This window comes from Cognataquiflexum aquatile (genome assembly GCF_003316845.1).
GTDB classification, from domain to species: Bacteria; Bacteroidota; Bacteroidia; order Cytophagales; family Cyclobacteriaceae; genus Cognataquiflexum; species Cognataquiflexum aquatile.
Window position 1 is genome coordinate 45,691 of the sequence record NZ_QMIK01000009.1, and the last position, 17,717, is coordinate 63,407.

Annotated in this window: 20 protein-coding genes; 12 read left to right on the forward strand and 8 right to left on the reverse strand. The window is 42.6% G+C overall.

Annotated elements, in window-relative coordinates; all coding sequences use genetic code 11:
• Positions 1-103: 103 nt before the first annotated feature.
• Complete coding sequence (locus tag DQW11_RS20660) at positions 104-334, forward strand: hypothetical protein (RefSeq protein ID WP_113926032.1); 231 nt, start codon at positions 104-106, stop codon at positions 332-334.
• A 1-nt stretch (position 335) separates the two neighbouring features.
• Here DQW11_RS20660 and DQW11_RS20665 read toward each other — a convergent pair whose 3' ends face one another.
• A complete protein-coding gene (locus tag DQW11_RS20665) occupies positions 336-755 on the reverse strand; it encodes a Fur family transcriptional regulator (RefSeq protein ID WP_113926033.1) in 420 nt (139 codons plus the stop codon).
• A 238-nt stretch (positions 756-993) separates the two neighbouring features.
• Positions 994-3,522 carry a zinc-dependent metalloprotease gene (locus tag DQW11_RS20670; RefSeq protein WP_113926034.1) on the reverse strand — a complete coding sequence of 843 codons (2,529 nt, stop codon included), beginning with the start codon at positions 3,520-3,522 and terminating at the stop codon, positions 994-996.
• Positions 3,523-3,646: 124 nt separating this feature from the next.
• Between DQW11_RS20670 and DQW11_RS20675 the strand changes: the two genes are divergently transcribed.
• A complete protein-coding gene (locus DQW11_RS20675; protein ID WP_113926035.1) occupies positions 3,647-4,759 on the forward strand; it encodes an NAD(P)/FAD-dependent oxidoreductase in 1,113 nt (370 codons plus the stop codon).
• Between the two features lie 135 nt (positions 4,760-4,894).
• Here the strand turns inward: DQW11_RS20675 and DQW11_RS20680 are convergent, their stop codons facing one another.
• Positions 4,895-5,788: a UbiA family prenyltransferase gene (locus tag DQW11_RS20680; RefSeq protein WP_113926036.1), complete on the reverse strand. Its 894-nt coding sequence runs from the start codon at positions 5,786-5,788 to the stop codon at positions 4,895-4,897.
• Positions 5,789-5,877: 89 nt separating this feature from the next.
• Here DQW11_RS20680 and DQW11_RS20685 point away from each other — a divergent pair, with 89 nt between their 5' ends.
• Genes DQW11_RS20685 through DQW11_RS20695 form a run of 3 tightly spaced genes read left to right on the forward strand, consistent with a single transcriptional unit; the run spans position 5,878 to position 8,553 of the window.
• Positions 5,878-6,954, forward strand: coding sequence for a type III polyketide synthase (locus DQW11_RS20685; protein WP_113926037.1), 1,077 nt, complete (start codon positions 5,878-5,880; stop codon positions 6,952-6,954).
• The gene (locus DQW11_RS20690) at positions 6,954-7,661 is read left to right on the forward strand and encodes a methyltransferase domain-containing protein (protein WP_113926038.1); all 708 of its coding nucleotides are present in this window, start codon (positions 6,954-6,956) and stop codon (positions 7,659-7,661) included. The genes DQW11_RS20685 and DQW11_RS20690 overlap by 1 nt, the downstream gene beginning before the upstream one ends.
• Positions 7,662-7,704: 43 nt before the next feature.
• Positions 7,705-8,553 carry a mechanosensitive ion channel family protein gene (locus DQW11_RS20695; RefSeq protein ID WP_113926039.1) on the forward strand — a complete coding sequence of 283 codons (849 nt, stop codon included), beginning with the start codon at positions 7,705-7,707 and terminating at the stop codon, positions 8,551-8,553.
• Between the two features lie 72 nt (positions 8,554-8,625).
• Here DQW11_RS20695 and DQW11_RS20700 read toward each other — a convergent pair whose 3' ends face one another.
• The 3 genes from DQW11_RS20700 to DQW11_RS20715 all read right to left on the reverse strand — a co-directional run bounded on the left by DQW11_RS20700 (position 8,626) and on the right by DQW11_RS20715 (position 11,351).
• Complete coding sequence (locus tag DQW11_RS20700) at positions 8,626-9,465, reverse strand: hypothetical protein (RefSeq protein WP_113926040.1); 840 nt, start codon at positions 9,463-9,465, stop codon at positions 8,626-8,628.
• Positions 9,466-9,706: 241 nt separating this feature from the next.
• Positions 9,707-10,903, reverse strand: a complete 1,197-nt coding sequence (locus DQW11_RS20710; RefSeq protein ID WP_113926042.1) for a GTP-binding protein — start codon at positions 10,901-10,903, stop codon at positions 9,707-9,709.
• Position 10,904: 1 nt separating this feature from the next.
• Positions 10,905-11,351 carry a hypothetical protein gene (locus tag DQW11_RS20715; RefSeq protein WP_232826812.1) on the reverse strand — a complete coding sequence of 149 codons (447 nt, stop codon included), beginning with the start codon at positions 11,349-11,351 and terminating at the stop codon, positions 10,905-10,907.
• 188 nt (positions 11,352-11,539) lie between these two features.
• Between DQW11_RS20715 and DQW11_RS20720 the strand changes: the two genes are divergently transcribed.
• From DQW11_RS20720 to DQW11_RS22430, 5 genes are all read left to right on the forward strand, one after another.
• Positions 11,540-13,297, forward strand: coding sequence for a MutS-related protein (locus DQW11_RS20720; protein WP_113926044.1), 1,758 nt, complete (start codon positions 11,540-11,542; stop codon positions 13,295-13,297).
• A 71-nt stretch (positions 13,298-13,368) separates the two neighbouring features.
• Positions 13,369-13,521, forward strand: a complete 153-nt coding sequence (locus DQW11_RS20725; protein ID WP_113926045.1) for a lmo0937 family membrane protein — start codon at positions 13,369-13,371, stop codon at positions 13,519-13,521.
• Between the two features lie 118 nt (positions 13,522-13,639).
• Positions 13,640-14,779 (forward strand): 5-(carboxyamino)imidazole ribonucleotide synthase, encoded by a 1,140-nt coding sequence (locus tag DQW11_RS20730; RefSeq protein WP_113926046.1) that lies wholly within the window; start codon positions 13,640-13,642, stop codon positions 14,777-14,779.
• A 3-nt stretch (positions 14,780-14,782) separates the two neighbouring features.
• Positions 14,783-15,289 (forward strand): 5-(carboxyamino)imidazole ribonucleotide mutase, encoded by a 507-nt coding sequence (purE, locus tag DQW11_RS20735; RefSeq protein ID WP_113926047.1) that lies wholly within the window; start codon positions 14,783-14,785, stop codon positions 15,287-15,289.
• Between the two features lie 118 nt (positions 15,290-15,407).
• Positions 15,408-15,557 (forward strand): hypothetical protein, encoded by a 150-nt coding sequence (locus DQW11_RS22430; RefSeq protein WP_198669940.1) that lies wholly within the window; start codon positions 15,408-15,410, stop codon positions 15,555-15,557.
• Here DQW11_RS22430 and DQW11_RS20740 read toward each other — a convergent pair.
• Positions 15,554-16,012 (reverse strand): hypothetical protein, encoded by a 459-nt coding sequence (locus tag DQW11_RS20740; RefSeq protein WP_113926147.1) that lies wholly within the window; start codon positions 16,010-16,012, stop codon positions 15,554-15,556. The genes DQW11_RS22430 and DQW11_RS20740 overlap by 4 nt on opposite strands.
• A gap of 98 nt (positions 16,013-16,110) precedes the next feature.
• Complete coding sequence (locus tag DQW11_RS20745; protein WP_113926048.1) at positions 16,111-16,467, reverse strand: DUF3127 domain-containing protein; 357 nt, start codon at positions 16,465-16,467, stop codon at positions 16,111-16,113.
• A gap of 410 nt (positions 16,468-16,877) precedes the next feature.
• On the opposite strand from DQW11_RS20745, the gene DQW11_RS20750 reads away from it, so the two are divergent.
• On the forward strand, positions 16,878-17,480 hold the full coding sequence (locus tag DQW11_RS20750; RefSeq protein WP_113926049.1) for an RNA polymerase sigma factor: 603 nt from the start codon (positions 16,878-16,880) through the stop codon (positions 17,478-17,480).
• Positions 17,455-17,688, forward strand: coding sequence for a hypothetical protein (locus DQW11_RS20755; RefSeq protein WP_113926050.1), 234 nt, complete (start codon positions 17,455-17,457; stop codon positions 17,686-17,688). Before DQW11_RS20750 ends, DQW11_RS20755 begins: the two co-directional genes overlap by 26 nt.
• Positions 17,689-17,717 lie beyond the last annotated feature (29 nt).

A 17,717-nucleotide genomic window follows, 5' to 3' on the forward strand; every position in this document is an offset into this window, starting at 1 on the left:
CAATTGATTTTTTTAAAAATTCTTAAATCAATCTTGTCTTTGATTAGTTAATTGATTGATTTCTACAAGGTTTTGTAGTAAATTGATTGAAATTTCTCTGAATATGAGTAGCTTGATAGTTGATTTGGTTCTTTGCGGAGTCGCCTATGTGGTGCTGATTTATTTTGTGGCTACCATGACCAAATCCAACATTGGGCGAAATTCAGACAGCAGCGACGATGGTGATGGGGGTGTGGAGGATTTTACCCCGCCAAAAATCGATTTGCCTCCAGGGGTGATTTGGCCTACAGATTCTCCTACAAAGAAAGCGCCGAGAGAACCCATGGAGGTTTGACTCAGTTGCACTTATCGCAAACTCCTTGAACCAATAAGCTTACTTCTTTTTTGATATATCCTTCGGGCAGGCTGATTTTTGGCAAGCTCACTTCTTCGATACAAATTGTCCTTCCACACTTTTCGCATTTGAAATGAACATGCTCGTGGTCGTGACGGTGCTCTCCGGCGTGGGAATGTGAACACAAAGCATACTTGGTAGCCCCGCTGTCATCAAGGACTTTATGGACGAGGTCATTGTCCAAAAAAGTCTTCAAAGTCCTATAAATCGTCACCCTGTCAAAGTCTTTTTTCAAAACCTCCTCGAGATCGGAATGGGAAAGCGCTACCTGCCTCTCCAAAAAAGTCTTTAAAACTTCCTGTCTACAATTGGTAATCCGCAAACTGTGTTCCTGAAGGAGTTGAAGAGGGCTGTTGGACATCGTTTTAAAATATGTTTGGGTAAAAATAGGGACTTAGGACCATAACACAAAAAAAGGCCAAACTTGTTCAGCTTGGCCTTTTTGGTTTTACATTTCAAAATATTACCCGACTTTAGAACGAGTGATGAATTTACGAATCCGTCATGCTGAACGTAGTGAAGCATCTCACAAAAGAATGGAGATCCTTCATCTTCGTTCCTCAGATTCAGGATGACGCCATTCCAATCCAGATTGCCTATTATTTTGGATCCAGGATTTTATTGATTCGTTCCAAAGCATCCTCCAAATGGAGTTTGGATACTTTGTCGGAAGTTCTTGGAATGGCTGCAGTGATCTGTCTTTGCAAGGTTTTCAGTTCACCCCTTGCCATCGGTCTGATGTCAGATTGGGAAGCGTTGATCTGCGGCCCGACAAAAGCCCTGAACTGTGCAGGAAGATTTGGTTCGTTTCCTGTAAGCAACAATTCCAAGCGCTCAATATGCGCTCTCTGAAGACTCCTTCTGTGGACATCGATTGTTTTTCCGGAAGGCAACTCGCTCCAAATTCCTCCACGCAGGTCATCAAACAGCTCCACCATGGTATAGGCATTTTTACCGTTTAGGGCTTCGTTTTCGATCATTCTTCCAAGTCGACCCCATTCCAGGATTCCGTTCAAAGTGGTGACTTGCACTCCGCGGATTCTTTCCAATGCTCCGAAATCACCTGTTCTTTCGATGATTTTTTCATCCATCAGCCATGTAGGCGTGGCAAACAATTCTTTGTTGATAAACTGAACGGCACGTTTCTGCTTTGTCTTGTCGGTATGGACATAGACGGCATCACCTTGACCTGATGATTTGTAGAATTCATATACCCCGCCGACATTGGTTCGGATGTGGCCCATGTACCTGTTGTACTGACCGATCACCTGACCATACATTTCGTTGAGGTCGCTGTAATCTTTGAATGGTTTGTCTGCTTCAGCAGTCCATTTCATCAGGTTTGGAAGTATGATTTTAAGGTTCTTGATTCCGTAATCGGAAGCTTTCATGGCGTCATCACCCAAGTCTTCACTTTGGCTGCTTGGATCATAGTTGTTGCCCTGACGGCCAAATCTGTAAACAGGATCTCCCTGCTTGGCCAAAATCCATTTGTCCAGAGTCGGTTGCTCTTCTTCAGGAGTTTTGGCTTCCAAGATCGGTCTGTATCCCCAAGCAATGGAGTACTTGTCATAAGGACCTACGTCCGGCATCAGGCTGACGTTGGCATCTCCGGGCTGCGCTATATAGTTGAATCTCGCATAATCCATGATGGAGGGTGCCGTTCCAAATTCTTTGGTGAAAGTAGCTGACCGCAAAGAATCCACCGGATAAGCATGTGATGAAGCAAAATTATGTGGAAGACCCAAAGTATGTCCCACCTCGTGGGAGGACACAAATCGGATCAACCTGCCCATAACTTCTTCCCTGAAGTTGACACCTCGGGCTTCAGGATTGACTGCGGCGGTTTGGATAAAGAACCAGTTTCTAAGCAGGTTCATCACATTGTGGTACCAACCGATATCTGATTCAATGATCTCTCCCGAGCGTGGATCTGACACATGGGGACCGTATGCATTTTGGATATCTGAAGCAAAATATCTGATGACAGAATACCTCGCGTCCTCAGGACTCCAATCAGGATCTTCTTCTTTGGTAGGCGCGTCTTTGGCAAGAATGGCGTTTTTGAATCCTGCTTCTTCAAAAGCCTTCTTCCAATCTTCGATTCCCTGCTTCAGGTATGGTCTCCATCTTTCAGGCGTGGCAGGATCGATATAAAACACAATCGGTTTCTTTGGCTCGACCAATTCACCTCGCTTGAATTTCTCATAATCTTCTTCCTTCACTTCCAATCTCCAACGGTCAAGGAAAGTCCTTCTGGCAGCCTTTTGCTGATCGAGGCCGTAGTCCACCACCGAGCGGCTAAACCACCCCACACGTCTGTCCGAAAGACGTTGCATCATGGGGTCTTTTGGTAACAGTACCATGGAAGAGTTCATCTCCACGGTAATCAATCCAGTGCTTGCATTAGAAGGAGGTTCGGTTGCCACATAAGTCATCACATACCGCGCTTCGATATTGATCGGATATGGTGTGATGCGCTCGATGTAGGAGCGTTCATTATCCAATCGGGTGACTTTGTATTCTGTCCTGTTGCTTTTCGGTAAACCTATAGCTTGCACGTCTTTTGAAAACAGGTCTGTCACCTCGATGACCACACCATTTTTGTCGGTTGCTTTTGACTTGATATCAAATTTTTGGAGGATAGGTTCCAGGTTGGAGCTTTTTACTGCAGTAAAAATCGGCAAAGAATCAGCAGCAATGTTGCTGTAAGAAACCACTTTCAGGAGTACGTTGTCTCCGTTTTGGTCCCATCTGACGAGCAAAGTATTTGTCCTTTCGCCTCCATAGCCGATCCCGTCTGCGGTCTTGGCAATGGTCGTTACGATGAGCATTTCTCTTCCGAGAAGGGTATCGGGGATTTCATAAAAATACTTACCGTCCAATTCGTGGACTTTAAACAATCCGTCTTTTGACTTTGCTTTGTCGGTAATGACTTCGGCGTAAGGTTTTGGTCCTGCCTTCGGTGGTGCCGGTCTTGCCGGAGCAGGAGCAGCCGCCGCAGGGGCGTTTTTGGAATCTTTTTTCTTTTTCTTTTGGGCAAATGCCTCGTCACCGACGAAGACCATTCCCATCAAAAGAAAAAAAGTCAATCCCTTTCGTAAATACATTTGGGTAAACTTCTTCATGTGTTATGTAGTTGACTTGATAATTAACTTTTGAAATTAACCCGTAATTCAGGGCTTTTCTTAAATTCAAAGGCCGAAATTTGATAAACGGCAGTTCATTCCATTTAAAAGGCGCGACGGTTTTATGCAGCATTCAGACATTATCATCATTGGTGGAGGCTTGGGGGGATTGATTGCTGCACACCAATTGGCGAAAAACGGAAGGGAGATTTTGCTCATAGAAAAAAAGTCTTACCCCTTTCACCGTGTCTGCGGAGAATATATCTCCAATGAGGTCAAAGATTTTTTGCTTATGGAAGATCTTTTTCCAAAGGAAATAGGTCCTTCTGATATCAGTAAGTTTCAATTGAGTTCCATCAAGGGAAACGTGGCCAATATGCCCTTGGACCTTGGAGGATTTGGTATCAGCAGGTATGCGTTTGATTTGTTTTTGTACCAAAAAGCATCAGCTGCAGGGGTAAAATTCATGCTCCAGACGCAGGTGGAGGAGGTTGGATTTAAGCCAAAAGAAAACAGGTTTTTTCTCAAACTCAATAAAGGCAATTCCCTGTCAGCCAACCATGTCATTGGCGCTTTTGGCAAAAGGTCCAAAGTGGACAAAGCCATGGACAGGCCTTTTATGCATCAGCGGAGTCCGTTTATCGGAGTCAAATACCACGTCAAAACGGACTTTGACCCGAATACTGTCGCCCTGCATAATTTTGAGGGGGGATATTGTGGCCTCAACCAAGTGGAAAAAGGGATTTTTAATCTTTGTTATTTGGGTTCCAAAGAGCAGCTCCGACATTATGGAAGCATTCCTGAAATGGAAAAAGAGGTACTCCACAAAAATCCCCATCTCAGGCAAATCTTTCAAAACAGTGAGTTCCTTTTTGACAAACCGGAAGTCATCAACGAGATCAATTTTTCACCCAAGCAGCCGGTAGAAGAACATATCCTGATGGTCGGAGATGCAGCAGGATTGATTACTCCGCTCTGCGGCAATGGAATGGCGATCGCGATCCATACAGGCAAATTGGCTGCTGAAGCCATTCTTCTTAACAAGGAAAGAATTCAGATTGAAAGCCAATACCGCAGCCAATGGGACCGTATTTTTAAAACCAGATTGTGGATCGGCAGAAAAGTGCAGTGGCTTTTTGGGTCAAAAGCAGTTTCAGAATTTTCAGTAGGACTGATCAAAAACTCCACTTTTTTGGCAAAGGAGATTATGAAAAGGACACATGGGGAAAGATTTTAAATCAAAGCTTTGGATGTTTGGAATGACACTAGTTAACCAACTGTCTTTCTTTATTCAAATCGATATTGTTTGATATTAGGATATTGAAGATATTGATCTTAAAACCAATGTACCTTTTTGATTTTAAACTTGAAATTAACTTATAGCCTGCAAAATCTGGGTATTCTCTAAGAAATACCAGGCAAAAAAGATATTCAGGGCGATGGCAGATATCCTGTTCATCCACATGGTCCAGGTATAATTGGTGTATTTTTGTTCATCCTTCTGCACAAAAGAAAACCAGACCAGAAAAAACAAAATCACCGGAAGCATGGCGCCCAGGAATCCATAAAAGGCGCTTTCCTGATTCCTGCTTAGGAAAAACCAGCTGAAGCAGATACCCGTCACCAAAAACCAGACGCTTGAAAAAACAAACGTTCCTTTTTTGCCCAGTTTCAGACTCAGCGTGATATCCCCTCTTTTGAAATCTTCTTCGTGTTGATAGACTTGGGTCAGGGGATAAGAACCCCACAGCATCAGACTGGACAGCAAGCCCGGAATCAAGACGTGGCTTTTGGTAAATACCTCCCAGCCAAAATCACTCAATCCCGCATAAGCCATGCAGAAAGTGAAGCATCCCTGAAAGAACCCTGCTACCACCCAACTTACATAGGCATACTTTTTGAGTCTGATGGAGGGATGGCTGTAAGCCATGGACACAAGGCTATACACGAGCATTATGCTGCTGAATTGCCAATTGATCATCAAACCAAGCGCCAGGGAAACCAAAAAAAACGCCAAAGAAAGAAAATAAAGCCCTTTGGTGACTTTGGGCGGGTTGCGCAGACCGCCGATGCTTTTTTCGTCCTTGTCAAAATAAGAATTGTAACCATTGCTCGAAGGGTAAAGAAACAAGTGCAAAGCTACCAGTACAATCAGCATCCTTTCGGGATTGTGGTTGGGGGTAAAAGCCAGAGCAAAAATGAATATCGGAAGGAGATAGAAGGAAAATGGAATTCTGAGGTGTTTCCAACTTGATAGTTTAAACATAAATAAATTTAGATTTTTAACTTTTAGGGTAAGGGATGGTTATCTTTCAGGTATCCCAAGTTAGAAAAAATAAGTGTAACTTAAATTTAATGAACAACCACATCGTAAGCATTGGCACAGCCAACCCAGGAAATCCTGTTCCCCAATTTCAGATCGGGGAATTTATGAAAATGGCCCATGGCTTGGATACTCAGGAATCAAGGAAATTAAATTTTGTATACCGGCAAACGGGAATAGAAAATAGATTCAGCGTGATTGAAGACTTCAATTTTGTCAATCCCGAAAAATTCAGCTTTTTTCCAAAAAACAAGGAATTGAAACCCTTTCCCTCCACCAAAATGAGGATGGGACTTTTTGAAAAATCCGCTTTGACTCTTGCAACAAGGGCCGTTGATGATTGCCTTTCCAAAACCCATATCCAAGCCAAGGAAATCACACATTTGATTTTGGTCTCCTGCACAGGCATGTTTGCGCCGGGCCTGGACCTGGAGATTATCCACGAACTCGGTTTCCGAAATGACGTGGAGCGGTATGCCATCCATTTTATGGGTTGCTATGCAGCTTTCAATGCCATCAAGTTGGCAGACCGCATCTGTGACAGCGATCCCGGTGCCAAGGTGCTTGTACTCGCAATTGAGCTTTGTACCATCCATTTTCAGAAAGATTATACGGAGGACAATCTTTTGGCAAATGCCATTTTCGGTGATGGCGCTGCGGCGGCATTGGTGAGACGCCAACCGGTCGGATTGAAGATCAAAAAATACCACAGCCGGGTTTTCAAAGAAGGAGAAAGCGACATGGCTTGGTCTATAGGGGATTTTGGTTTCGAAATGAGACTGAGCAAATATGTTCCTGACCTGTTGCACAAAGGATTGAATGAGATTCTTGGCTACTTAGAGGAAGTTTTTCAACTGTCAAAAATCAAAAATTTTGCAATTCATCCGGGCGGAAAACAGATTTTACAGAAAGTGGAAAATGCCTTCCAAATCACACCTGAACAGAATTTACACTCCCATGAAATTTTGAAAGCTTTTGGAAACATGTCTTCGGCAACAATTTTATTTGTTTTGAAAAAATGGCTCCTAGATCCGGAATCCAAGGGAGATATTTTGGCAATGGGATTTGGCCCCGGATTGACTTTGGAGACACTTTTGTTGGAGAAATAATGGGAAAGTTTGATCAGCGCTGCTACGACAAAGAGATTATGGATGACCTGGAAGTCGGCGGAGAAGTCCTGAAGCAGACCTTGCGGGAGCTCCGGACCATTAACCGTTTTTTGGGCGGCAACTATGTAACTACTTCAGGACTGGAGATTCTTTTGGACCGTGACAAAGACCGCAATTATACCATCGCCGATATCGGTTGTGGTGGCGGCGATATGCTTCGTGTCATGGCAGATTGGGCTTCAAAGAATGGATATGACTGCCAGTTTGTAGGAATTGATGCCAATGACCATACGATAGGAATGGCAAAAGAGAATTTAAAAAATTATAATAATGTCAGTTTTTTGACTCAGAATGTGTTTGACAGGGAGTTTGAAAACATCAAAGTGGATGTTTTTACCTGCACACTTTTTACGCATCATTTTACCGATGAGGAACTAATTGTGCTGATGAAGGTTTTCAAAAAGGGAGCTTCTTTGGGCATCATCGTCAATGACCTTCACCGTCACCCCTTAGCATATTACAGCATCAAGTTGCTGACCAGACTGTTTTCCAAGTCCCCTATGGTCCAAAACGACGGACCACTCTCGGTTTTGAGGGGTTTTTCAAGAAAAGACATCAAGCGTGTTTTACAAAAAGCAGGAATGGGAGCATTCAATATCCAGTGGAATTGGGCTTTCAGGTGGCGGGTAATTTGCAGATTCTCCTAAATTTGCACCTAAAATCATATTAAAAAATAAAATTGAATGACGCATGGAAGAGTATGGAATTGATTTAAAGACATTGGATTTGATCAAACAGCAGGCTGTAGATCTGGCGTTCAAAGTTGGGCCAAAGCTGATACTTGGAGTCATCATTTACCTGATAGGCAGATATTTGATCGGTTTGGTCCAAAAGATCATGGGCAAAGCATTTGAAAAGTCAGAGGTGGACCCTTCACTTGCGACTTTCCTGAAGAGTTTTGCAAAAGCCATCCTGTGGATATTGTTGCTGATCAGCATTGCTACTACGATGGGAGTCGAGATGACCTCTTTTGTGGCTATTCTTGGTGCGGCAGGTTTGGCTGTAGGTCTCGCTTTGCAGGGTTCGCTCTCCAATTTTGCAGGGGGAGTATTGATCCTGATGTTCAAGCCATTCAAAGTGGGAGACACTGTAGAGGCACAGGGAACTACCGGAGAAGTGGAGAGTATCGACATCCTGTATACCAAAATCAAAAATTTTGACAACAAGTTGGTTACACTTCCCAATGGGATTTTGGCCAATAACCTGATCATCAATTATTCCGAAAAATCCACAAGAAGGGTAGATATGAAAGTGGGTATCGCTTACGGAACCGATATCAAGAAAGCACGAAAAATTATTCTTGAGGTGTTGAATAAGGATGAAAGAGTCCACAAAGAACCCGAACCTGTGGTTCACTTTAACAATTTTGGGGAAAATTCCTTGGACCTTACCATCAGGTCTTGGGCCAATACGGAAGATTTGTGGCCGGTATATTGGGAAAATTTGGAGGCGATCAAAGAAGCATTTGAATCAAACAATATTGGTGTTCCTCATCCGCAACGGGATGTCTATCATTTTTATCCCGAAGGACAGAAATAAAAAAAGACCGGAATTTCCGGTCTTTTTTTATTTCTATTGTCTATGTACTATTCACTTTCGACAATCAATACATCAATCAAATTTTACAGGAACTGTCTTGCCGTCGTGTGTTACCGAACCGGTTTTATCACATTCGCCATCCCCATAATTGATGCGGAATTTAGATTCCGTGTTTAATGTCAGGTCAACTATACCGGAGGATGGAATCCAATTTCCCTTATCAGTACATTCCTGGTTGAATACCAATTTTTGATCTATCAGAGACATAAACGGTACACCGAGTCTGGTCACTCCACCGGCACCTCCGGTTACTTCCAATTTGAAGCCACGTTCTTCGTTAGGTAAATACAATTTTTTAAGGTATTCACCTTCTAGAGTGGCAAAAGTTCCATCAGGCCAGGTTACTTTGCCATCAGAGATTACAGTTTCGAATAAGAAAAATTTACCTTCGGCGTTGAAGCCACGGTGAATAAGTTTTCGGCGACCCTGGATTTTGAGCCCATTGACTTCATAGCCATCAAATGCCAAGGTGATTTCTGTTCCTGACTCAAAGGACAACGCAGAAAAATACACCATGATCTTTCCTTTTCGTTTGATTCCTTTGGGGCTCGTACATCCTTCGCCAAAGTTGATAACAATTGACTTGTTGTTTGGATAAAAATCAACTTTTGTAGTCGAACAGTAATCGCTTTCCAGGCCGAGTTGAGTTCTCAAACCTAGACCGTTGCTTTGCATCGCAGACAAGGTAAAAAAGTCTGCTTCATCAAAAGCGGCATTAACCTGTGCGCCTTCGTTCAAGACAGCTGTGTCTTGCTGAGGCAATAGTTCTTCTGTTTCTTCGCAGGAAAACATCAAAAAGATTATTCCTAGGGCAAACAGGAAAGTAGGGATTTGTGGGTGATTTACTTTCATGGGGATTAAGTTTTGTGATGAAAGTAACGTAAAAAAAATCAATTGGTTATTCAGTTGAAGAGGATTTTTTTTCGGTTTTTTTGTTCTTATGTCCTGAATTTGAGGCACATCCAATATTCTTGGTAAGAGATACATTTTCTGGTATACCACCAAAACCCTCTGAAAAATCCCATTCGTCAGCCAAAGTCTCTTTTTGTACTTTTTGTTCGTTATCCGGCTTTTTCCTTCCCATATTTTTAACCTATATCGGCCAGTTATCCTTGAATGTTTCTCCATTCAGAAAATCCGCTAATTCGTAAGCGTCTAACAAGCATGCTTCAAGTTCCTTATCAATCTGGTCCTTGTCAAGATCCTGACCGATGATGACGAGTTCATTCATTCGGTCTCCGAAGTTTTTGTCCCATTTGGAGTCGATATAGTCCCTGTTTTCCACATAGGAAGGGTACATCATTCTTTCTTTATATGGCATACTTGCCCACCAAACACCAACAGGATCTGCTTTGACCGAACCGCCTGCCTGCGACCAGGAGATGGCTTGGTCTTTTCTTGAGGCGATATAAAAAAGTCCTTTGCTGCGGATGATTCCCGAAGGCCATGTTTCGGTGATATAAGTCCAAAACCGTTGGGGGTGAAAAGGTCTTTTGTCTCTGAAAACAAAGGAGGAAATCCCATATTCTTCTGTTTCGGGAGTATGATGGCTTTTTTCAAGCTCTGCCTGCCATCCTGCAGACTGTGATGCTTCCTCAAAATCAAACAATCCGGTATTGAGGATTTCCTTCGGATCAATTTTGCTATGGTCGGTAATGAGGATTTTGGCAGAAGGGTTAAGTTTTTGGATGATAGCCTTTAATTCTTCCACTTGGGCTTTTGCTACCAAGTCAGCCTTGTTGATAAGGATGACATTTGCAAACTCAATCTGATCGGTCAATAAATTGACAATAGAGCGCTGGTCCTCCTCATCGTCATTGAGGTTTTTGGAAAATACCGTTTCAGAACTCCCAAAATCCCTAAAAAAATTAAACACATCCACCACAGTCACCATGGTGTCAAGCTGACTGAAGCGTGACAGGTCAATTCCTTTCTCATCATCCACAAAGCTGAAAGTCTGGGCAACAGGCAGCGGTTCTGATATCCCGGTACTTTCTATCAACAGATAATCAAACTTGTTTTCCTTGGCAAGACGCTCGACTTCGATCATGAGATCTTCCCTGAGTGTGCAACAGATGCAGCCGTTGCTCATTTCGACAAGTTTCTCCTCGGTTCGGGAAAGGGTATTTTCTTGCCTCACAAGCTGTGCATCCACGTTTACTTCACTCATGTCATTGACGATGACGGCTACTTTGAGTCCTTCTTTGTTGTGGAGGATATGGTTGAGCAAGGTGGTTTTTCCGGCGCCTAAAAATCCGCTAAGCACTGTGACAGGCAATTTTTTCTTCATATCAGTTAGTTATTTCCGCATCCAAAAGGATGAAATTCAATTCGTCGATATCCGAATCGTTGAGTTTAAGTTTTCCTTTGATGGTGATGATTTCGTCCACATTGATTCTTTTGGTAGGTTTTTTCTTGAGGTATGCTACCACGATGCTTTCCGGACCGGCACCACCACAGAAGAAACATTCTGCATTGGGGAATTTGGACAAAACCGCATAATTGGAAGTGGACATGTCCAGAGGAATATAGAATCCGGTGACAGAAACCTCTTTTCCTTCCATGGCTTTGAGCTCATCCGGAAAGATGGGATAGAGGAAATACATCCCAAATTCCCTGTTTAGCTTTTCCACAAACCTTGTTTTGGTAAACATGCCCCACATATCCAAAGGCTTTTGCTGCGCACTTGCCCCGACCACCAAAATGACCAAAGCCACAATCATCAATTTTTTCATCATCCTGTTTTTGTGCTCTAAATGTAAGAAGACTCCGGGGTTACCGGAGTCGTCTGTCAACCACCATTATTCTAATGAAGAGAACACTACAAGAATAATATGGTTCAAAGGTAGAGATTTTCATCTTAAATGCAACAATATTGCAAATATAAATTTTTAACCCAAGGAGATTCTTTTGGTATCTTTAGGCCATGGATATTGCATACGTTTCGCAGGATATTTTGGGTTTGCTTGCCAAAGCAAAAAGAAAAGGGATCATGCTTTCTTTGGTCAGGTTGTCAGTTTTTTTTGTGATGGCTGCAGCTTTTATTGTTGGCGTTACGGACAGGCCTTTATTTCTATTGCTGTTTTTACTGTCTTTGGCAGGGTTTATCTATCTGATTTTATTGTTCAATCAAAACCGGGATGAAACTGCTTTTTTGACCGAATTGGTCAAAATGGAAGAGGAGAAAGTGAAAAGATCCTCTCGAAGCCTTCAGGGATTTGATGCCGGAGCCGAATTCATTGACAAAGCCCATCCTTTTTCCAGTGACCTTGATATTTTTGGAAGCCATTCTTTGTTCCAATTGCTCAACCACACCGTCAATAAGGGAGGAAAAACAAAGTTGGCCTCTTGGCTTCAGTCCCAAATGAATCCTGAACTCGCCACCCAAAGGTCCGGTGCAGTCCGGGAACTGAGCCGGCATCCTAAGTTTGTTTCTGATTTTGAAGCGACCGGCAGGGCATTTATCAAAGAAGAAAAGTCCAAAGTAGGATTTTATACCTGGCTCAGGCAACCTGAAAGCTGGCGGTCTTTTTACTATTTACCCTTGGTACTTGGGCCGATAGGTGGAAGTATCCTGCTTTTTTTGGCAGCAGTGGGAATGATTCCTCCTGTGTGGATTGGGGCATGGATCGTTTTGGGTATCATTTCCCTGACATTGGTTTTCAAACCTCTTCAGGAAGCATCCAAAGTTTTTCCAAATCAGGGAGACATCAAGACTTTTGGAAAGTGGGCTTCCCTGATAGAAAAATCTGACTTTGCTGATCCCTATCTTCACTCCCTGAAAGAGCCCATTAAAAACGAAAATTTTGTAGCTTCCGAAGTGTTGAAATCTTTGGAACAAAAGACCTTTATGATCCAAAACAGGATCAACCTGATGTTTGTAATTTTCAACATGATTTTTTGGATTGACTTTTTTCTTCTTTGGAGAGCAGAAATCTGGCGGAAAAAATTCGGAAGCCATATTGCAGCTTGGGAGGAAGTTTTTGATACCTGGCAGGCTTTGGTTTCCTTGGGGGCATTTACATATGAAGAACAAAATACTTCCTTGCCAACATGGTCTAGAGAAAAAACCATTGAAGTAACAAACCTCAAACACCCATTGATCGCCAAAGAAAAGGCCGTGGGCAATGATTTTTCCCTTCTTGAAAATACCAAGACAATCCTGCTGACCGGGTCTAATATGTCGGGCAAAACCACCTTCATGCGGACATTGGGGATCAATATGGTCATGGCCAATGTGGGCTTGGGACCAATGGCTGAATCTTTTATCCTCGGGCCTTTTCAGTTGTTTACAAGCATGCGAAATTCTGACAACCTTGGAGAGAGTGTCAGTTCTTTTTATGCAGAACTCGCGCGGATCAAACAGCTTTTATCCAAAGCCGAAGAAGGGGATACAGTTTTTTTCTTATTGGACGAAATCCTCAAAGGAACCAACACTGCCGATAGGATTATGGGAAGTGAAGCATTGATCAGACAGCTCGCCGCAAGCAACTGTAAAGGGATAATTTCTACCCATGACATTGAACTCAGCCAACTTCAGAACAACCTGGAATATTTGGTAAACAAAAGTTTTCACAGTGAAATTATGGACGACAAGATCCATTTTGACTACAAGCTAAAAGAAGGTCCATGCCCAAGTTTCAATGCCCACAAACTGATGGAATTGATAGGTATCAAATTCTAGCAATTAAGGTTATGGCATGATAGTTGGTTTATTTGGTTATAAATCAATTATTTACCTAGACCAAAAAAACCATGAGCTCACTGTTGTATTTGATTGCGGTGATTTTGATCATCGGATGGATCTTTGGATTCTTTGTGTACAGCGCGGGGGGTTTGATCCATGTTCTTCTTGTATTGGCAATTGTTGCGGTACTCCTTCGGTTGATCGGAGGCAGGTCAGTTTAACCTCTTTATTCATGCTTAGTAAGTTTAGCCCTCACCCGAGGGCTTTTTCTATTTTGGTCTTTTCTGATTTCGGATACCCGCAATTTTAACTTATTTTTGATCCTTCAACAGTCCATACGTGCAACAGAATTATCAGCAAAAAACCTTAGGAATATTAGGTGGAGGTCAACTTGGCCGCATGGTCATCCAATCCGCCATCAGCTATAATATCGACATCCATATCTTGGATCCTGATTCCAATGCTCCCTGCAAATCCATTTGCCAGAAATTTGTAAAAGGCAGTCTGAATGATTTTGAGACGGTGTATGCATTTGGTCAGGATTGTGATATCATCACGATCGAGATCGAAAATGTCAATACCGAGGCCCTTCAAAAATTGGCCGACGAGGGCAAGGAAGTATTTCCGCAGCCTCATATCATCAAAATGATCCAGGACAAAAGGCTACAGAAACAGTTTTACAAAGGAAAAGGGATTCCCACTGCTGATTTTATTTTGACTGAGGACAAGGCGGATGTGATCAGAAATGCATCTTTTCTTCCTGCCGTCAACAAACTTGGCAGAGAAGGCTATGATGGTCGAGGAGTGCAGATTCTAAGGAATGAAGGTGATTTGGAAAAGGCATTTGAAGCTCCGGGATTACTGGAAAAGTTGATTGACTTTGACAAAGAAATCGCCGTCATCGTAGCAAAAAATAAAAATGGGGAGACTATAGCATTTCCGGCTGTTGAGTGTGCATTTCACCCCACCGCCAATTTGGTAGAGTTTTTATTTTCCCCTGCGCAGGTCAGTGATGATATTGAACAAAAAGCAAAAAAGATAGCCATACAAGTCATCGAAGAATTGGGAATGATCGGAATATTGGCAGTGGAGATGTTTGTCACCAAATCGGGAGAAATCCTTGTCAATGAAATAGCGCCTCGCCCTCACAACAGCGGGCACCATACGATTGAGGCTAATTTCACTTCCCAATTTGAGCAGCATTTCAGGGCCGTGATGGACATGCCATTGGGCAATACGGACACCCGATGTCCTGCCGTGATGGTCAACCTGCTCGGGGAAGAAGGATATACCGGCGATGCCTATGTCGAAGGATTGGATGAGGCCTTGTCCCAAAAAGGGGTTTATGTGCATCTTTATGGCAAGAAAACGACCAAGCCTTTTAGGAAAATGGGCCATGTCACGATCTTGGACAATGAGATTGAAATATTGAAAAAGAGAGCTTTGGAAATAAAAGAACTGATCAAGGTAAAAGCCTAAATTATGGATATACAGGTAGGGATTATTATGGGAAGCAAGTCTGATTTGCCCATCATGTCGGAAGCAGCTTTGGTATTGGAAGAACTTGGGGTAGGTTATGAACTGACTGTCGTGTCCGCCCACCGCACCCCTGACAGGATGGTGGATTATGCAAAGAGTGCGAAAGAAAGAGGACTCAAAGTCATCATCGCGGGAGCGGGTGGCGCAGCACATCTGCCAGGAATGGTCGCTTCTTTGACTACTCTGCCGGTGATCGGAGTTCCGGTGAAGTCCTCCAATTCCATTGATGGATGGGACAGCATCCTTTCCATCCTGCAGATGCCTTCGGGGATTCCCGTGGCCACGGTCGCACTGAACGGCGGTAGGAATGCAGGGATTTTGGCTGCTTCTATGATTGGCGCGTTTTCTGAAGAAATATCCAAGAACTTACTGGCTTTTAAGGAATCACTAAAAGAAAAAGTAGAAAAGTCTGCCGAAGAAATTGAAACAAAAGGCTGGAAACATGCGTAAAAACTATTGGCTTATAAATTAAAGTTTACTAGTTTGATTGAAAGAGCGGGTTTATGTAAACCCGCTTTTTTATTTTCTTGGTTATTGAAATAGGAAATTTTTACATTTTCTTTGAATCATGAATCTCCAAAAAATTATCCGCTTCAAGATCGGCTCCGAAAATTGGGAAATGCCACTAGGCGTGGTTTTGTTGGTGGGTGGAATCACCTTGGTCCTGATGATTGGCGGGGCGTATCTTGGATTCAGATTTGGTCAAAGCCTACACTAATCAACAAAAAGTCCCCATCCATCATCGTATTTTTCTGCGGACGCAAATCCCTTCACCCATACGACAAACATTTCCTTGTACTCTTGGATCGCATCCCGCAAAAGTTGTAGGTGTTCTTCCGCATGCGTTCCCTCCAAAGCCAACTGATAGGTCATCGAATGGAGACTCCGGGCATGGATTTTCATGATGGTGGCGTTCTCCATTTTGAGGATATAATCATTGACACCTTCGGCACCGGAAAATTTGGCCGGTATAATCATGGCACTTTCCATCATCAGACTGCCGTAGAGTTCAGCTCTTGCTTCGTCAAGTGAGCCTACCAAGGCATTTGTCAGCTTGTAAATCTCCATCCCTTTGATTTTGAGGGGATGGTTGTTGATTCTGTCCTTTTCTTTCTGGAACTCTTCCTCATCACTTCCATCCCAGGAATCATTTTCGTCATCGTCTTCCCACATGGCATTTTGGTTAATGTTGACATTTTTAGATAAAAAAAATTTGTCCCAAAATTCTGCTTTGAGACAAATTATATGCAATCCAAGTAAGTAAAATACCTTTAAAAAGGCAATACGTCATCTCCGCGTTCGTCAGAAAAAGTAGTGACGTCAGGTATGGATTTGGCTGTGGCTGCTTCCTTTGGTTTTTGGGCACCGCCTTTTTCTACTTTCCATACTTTCACATCAGTATACCACCTGCCGTTATATTCTCTACTTTCTATGTCAACGGAAGCGGTGACCTCGTCACCCACTTTGAGGGCAAACTGATCAATGCTGTCACCCCAGATGACTACGCACACTTTCTTTGGGTATTGTCCCGGTTGTTCTACGATATATTCTCTTTTTCTCCAAGTCCCTTTGGCGGAGGACCCGCTTGCCTCGGGCATAATTTGAACTACTTTTCCGATTATTTCCATAATTTTTTGTTAGTATTGAAAAACCGAAGTTAATAAATTTCAATAGGTAAATACAGCTTTCACCCCAACCTGTAACCTTAATTTCCTCTTTTTTGTAATTCCCGGTAAAATCAGGCCCGAGATTTGCAACATTATACTAAACCCGGGAGTATATGCGTTTAAGAAATATCCAAGCGAGAGAATTTTTTGTGGATCATCTGCTCTATTCCCGAATTAAATTTCAGTTTTTTGACAGTAAAGTGCAAATTGTTTCATATTGACTGATTTTTGTGAAATTTTCAAATAAAAAAATCCTGTAAGTGTTGCATCGAACAAAGTGATTCTTTACATTTGGTTACAATAATTTAATTGTTTCACCCTCTAATATATACTATGGCATAAACCTCTACGTTATTTTAAAGTCAATTTGTATGAATGAAAGGACAAGTCCTAAAGATGCCGAGTTGATCGCGCAGTACAGAAGTGGAAGCGAGGCAGCATTTGAAAAGTTAGTAAATAAATACAAATCGAGGGTTTATACCACCATTTACCTGATAGTCAAAGACCAAGGCGTAGCCGAGGATTTACTACAGGACGTATTTGTAAAAGTGGTTCACACCCTTAGTGCTGACGGTTATAACGAAGAGGGAAAATTTCAGCCATGGTTGATGCGCATCGCGCACAATTTAGCCATTGATTTCTTCAGAAAACGGAAGCGCTATCCCACCATCGTGATGGAAGATGGGATGGATGTCTTCAATACGCTGAGATTTGCTGAGGAAACCATCGAAGATGTCAAAGTCAAGGAAGATACCGTGGAGTTGGTAAGAAGACTGATCGATGAACTTCCCGAATCCCAAAAACAGGTGCTCATTATGAGGCACTATATGGATTTGAGTTTTCAGGAAATCGCAGAACAGACAGGTGTCAGTATCAATACGGCGCTTGGAAGGATGCGGTATGCATTGATAAACATGAGGAAAAAACTAAAACAATTAAACGTTGCCTATGACAAAATCTTTTACCCCAAATGACCTGTTAAGATATATCTATCAGGAAATGAGTGAGGGTGAAAATGAGTTGGTTGTGCAGGCCCTGCGCAGTGATGATCACTTGATGCAGGACTATTTAGACATGCTGAGCACGCTTGACCAATTGAATCAACTCATTCTTACACCTTCGGAAAAAGTAGTAAAGAGCATTCTTCGGAAAGCCAATTCTACCGGTCTCGAAAAAGTCTAAACCTATCGAACAGAAAAAAGGTAACCTGA

What these genes read in the sequence shown, in the direction of transcription:
- DQW11_RS20660 (WP_113926032.1), top strand. Translation starts at nt 104, where the DNA reads ATGAGTAGCTTGATAGTTGATTTGGTTCTTTGCGGAGTCGCCTATGTG.
- DQW11_RS20665 (WP_113926033.1), bottom strand. Translation starts at nt 755, where the DNA reads ATGTCCAACAGCCCTCTTCAACTCCTTCAGGAACACAGTTTGCGGATT.
- DQW11_RS20670 (WP_113926034.1), bottom strand. Translation starts at nt 3,522, where the DNA reads ATGAAGAAGTTTACCCAAATGTATTTACGAAAGGGATTGACTTTTTTT.
- DQW11_RS20675 (WP_113926035.1), top strand. Translation starts at nt 3,647, where the DNA reads ATGCAGCATTCAGACATTATCATCATTGGTGGAGGCTTGGGGGGATTG.
- DQW11_RS20680 (WP_113926036.1), bottom strand. Translation starts at nt 5,788, where the DNA reads ATGTTTAAACTATCAAGTTGGAAACACCTCAGAATTCCATTTTCCTTC.
- DQW11_RS20685 (WP_113926037.1), top strand. Translation starts at nt 5,878, where the DNA reads ATGAACAACCACATCGTAAGCATTGGCACAGCCAACCCAGGAAATCCT.
- DQW11_RS20690 (WP_113926038.1), top strand. Translation starts at nt 6,954, where the DNA reads ATGGGAAAGTTTGATCAGCGCTGCTACGACAAAGAGATTATGGATGAC.
- DQW11_RS20695 (WP_113926039.1), top strand. Translation starts at nt 7,705, where the DNA reads ATGGAAGAGTATGGAATTGATTTAAAGACATTGGATTTGATCAAACAG.
- DQW11_RS20700 (WP_113926040.1), bottom strand. Translation starts at nt 9,465, where the DNA reads ATGAAAGTAAATCACCCACAAATCCCTACTTTCCTGTTTGCCCTAGGA.
- DQW11_RS20710 (WP_113926042.1), bottom strand. Translation starts at nt 10,903, where the DNA reads ATGAAGAAAAAATTGCCTGTCACAGTGCTTAGCGGATTTTTAGGCGCC.
- DQW11_RS20715 (WP_232826812.1), bottom strand. Translation starts at nt 11,351, where the DNA reads ATGATGAAAAAATTGATGATTGTGGCTTTGGTCATTTTGGTGGTCGGG.
- DQW11_RS20720 (WP_113926044.1), top strand. Translation starts at nt 11,540, where the DNA reads ATGGATATTGCATACGTTTCGCAGGATATTTTGGGTTTGCTTGCCAAA.
- DQW11_RS20725 (WP_113926045.1), top strand. Translation starts at nt 13,369, where the DNA reads ATGAGCTCACTGTTGTATTTGATTGCGGTGATTTTGATCATCGGATGG.
- purE (WP_113926047.1), top strand. Translation starts at nt 14,783, where the DNA reads ATGGATATACAGGTAGGGATTATTATGGGAAGCAAGTCTGATTTGCCC.
- DQW11_RS22430 (WP_198669940.1), top strand. Translation starts at nt 15,408, where the DNA reads ATGAATCTCCAAAAAATTATCCGCTTCAAGATCGGCTCCGAAAATTGG.
- DQW11_RS20740 (WP_113926147.1), bottom strand. Translation starts at nt 16,012, where the DNA reads ATGTGGGAAGACGATGACGAAAATGATTCCTGGGATGGAAGTGATGAG.
- DQW11_RS20745 (WP_113926048.1), bottom strand. Translation starts at nt 16,467, where the DNA reads ATGGAAATAATCGGAAAAGTAGTTCAAATTATGCCCGAGGCAAGCGGG.
- DQW11_RS20750 (WP_113926049.1), top strand. Translation starts at nt 16,878, where the DNA reads ATGAATGAAAGGACAAGTCCTAAAGATGCCGAGTTGATCGCGCAGTAC.
- DQW11_RS20755 (WP_113926050.1), top strand. Translation starts at nt 17,455, where the DNA reads ATGACAAAATCTTTTACCCCAAATGACCTGTTAAGATATATCTATCAG.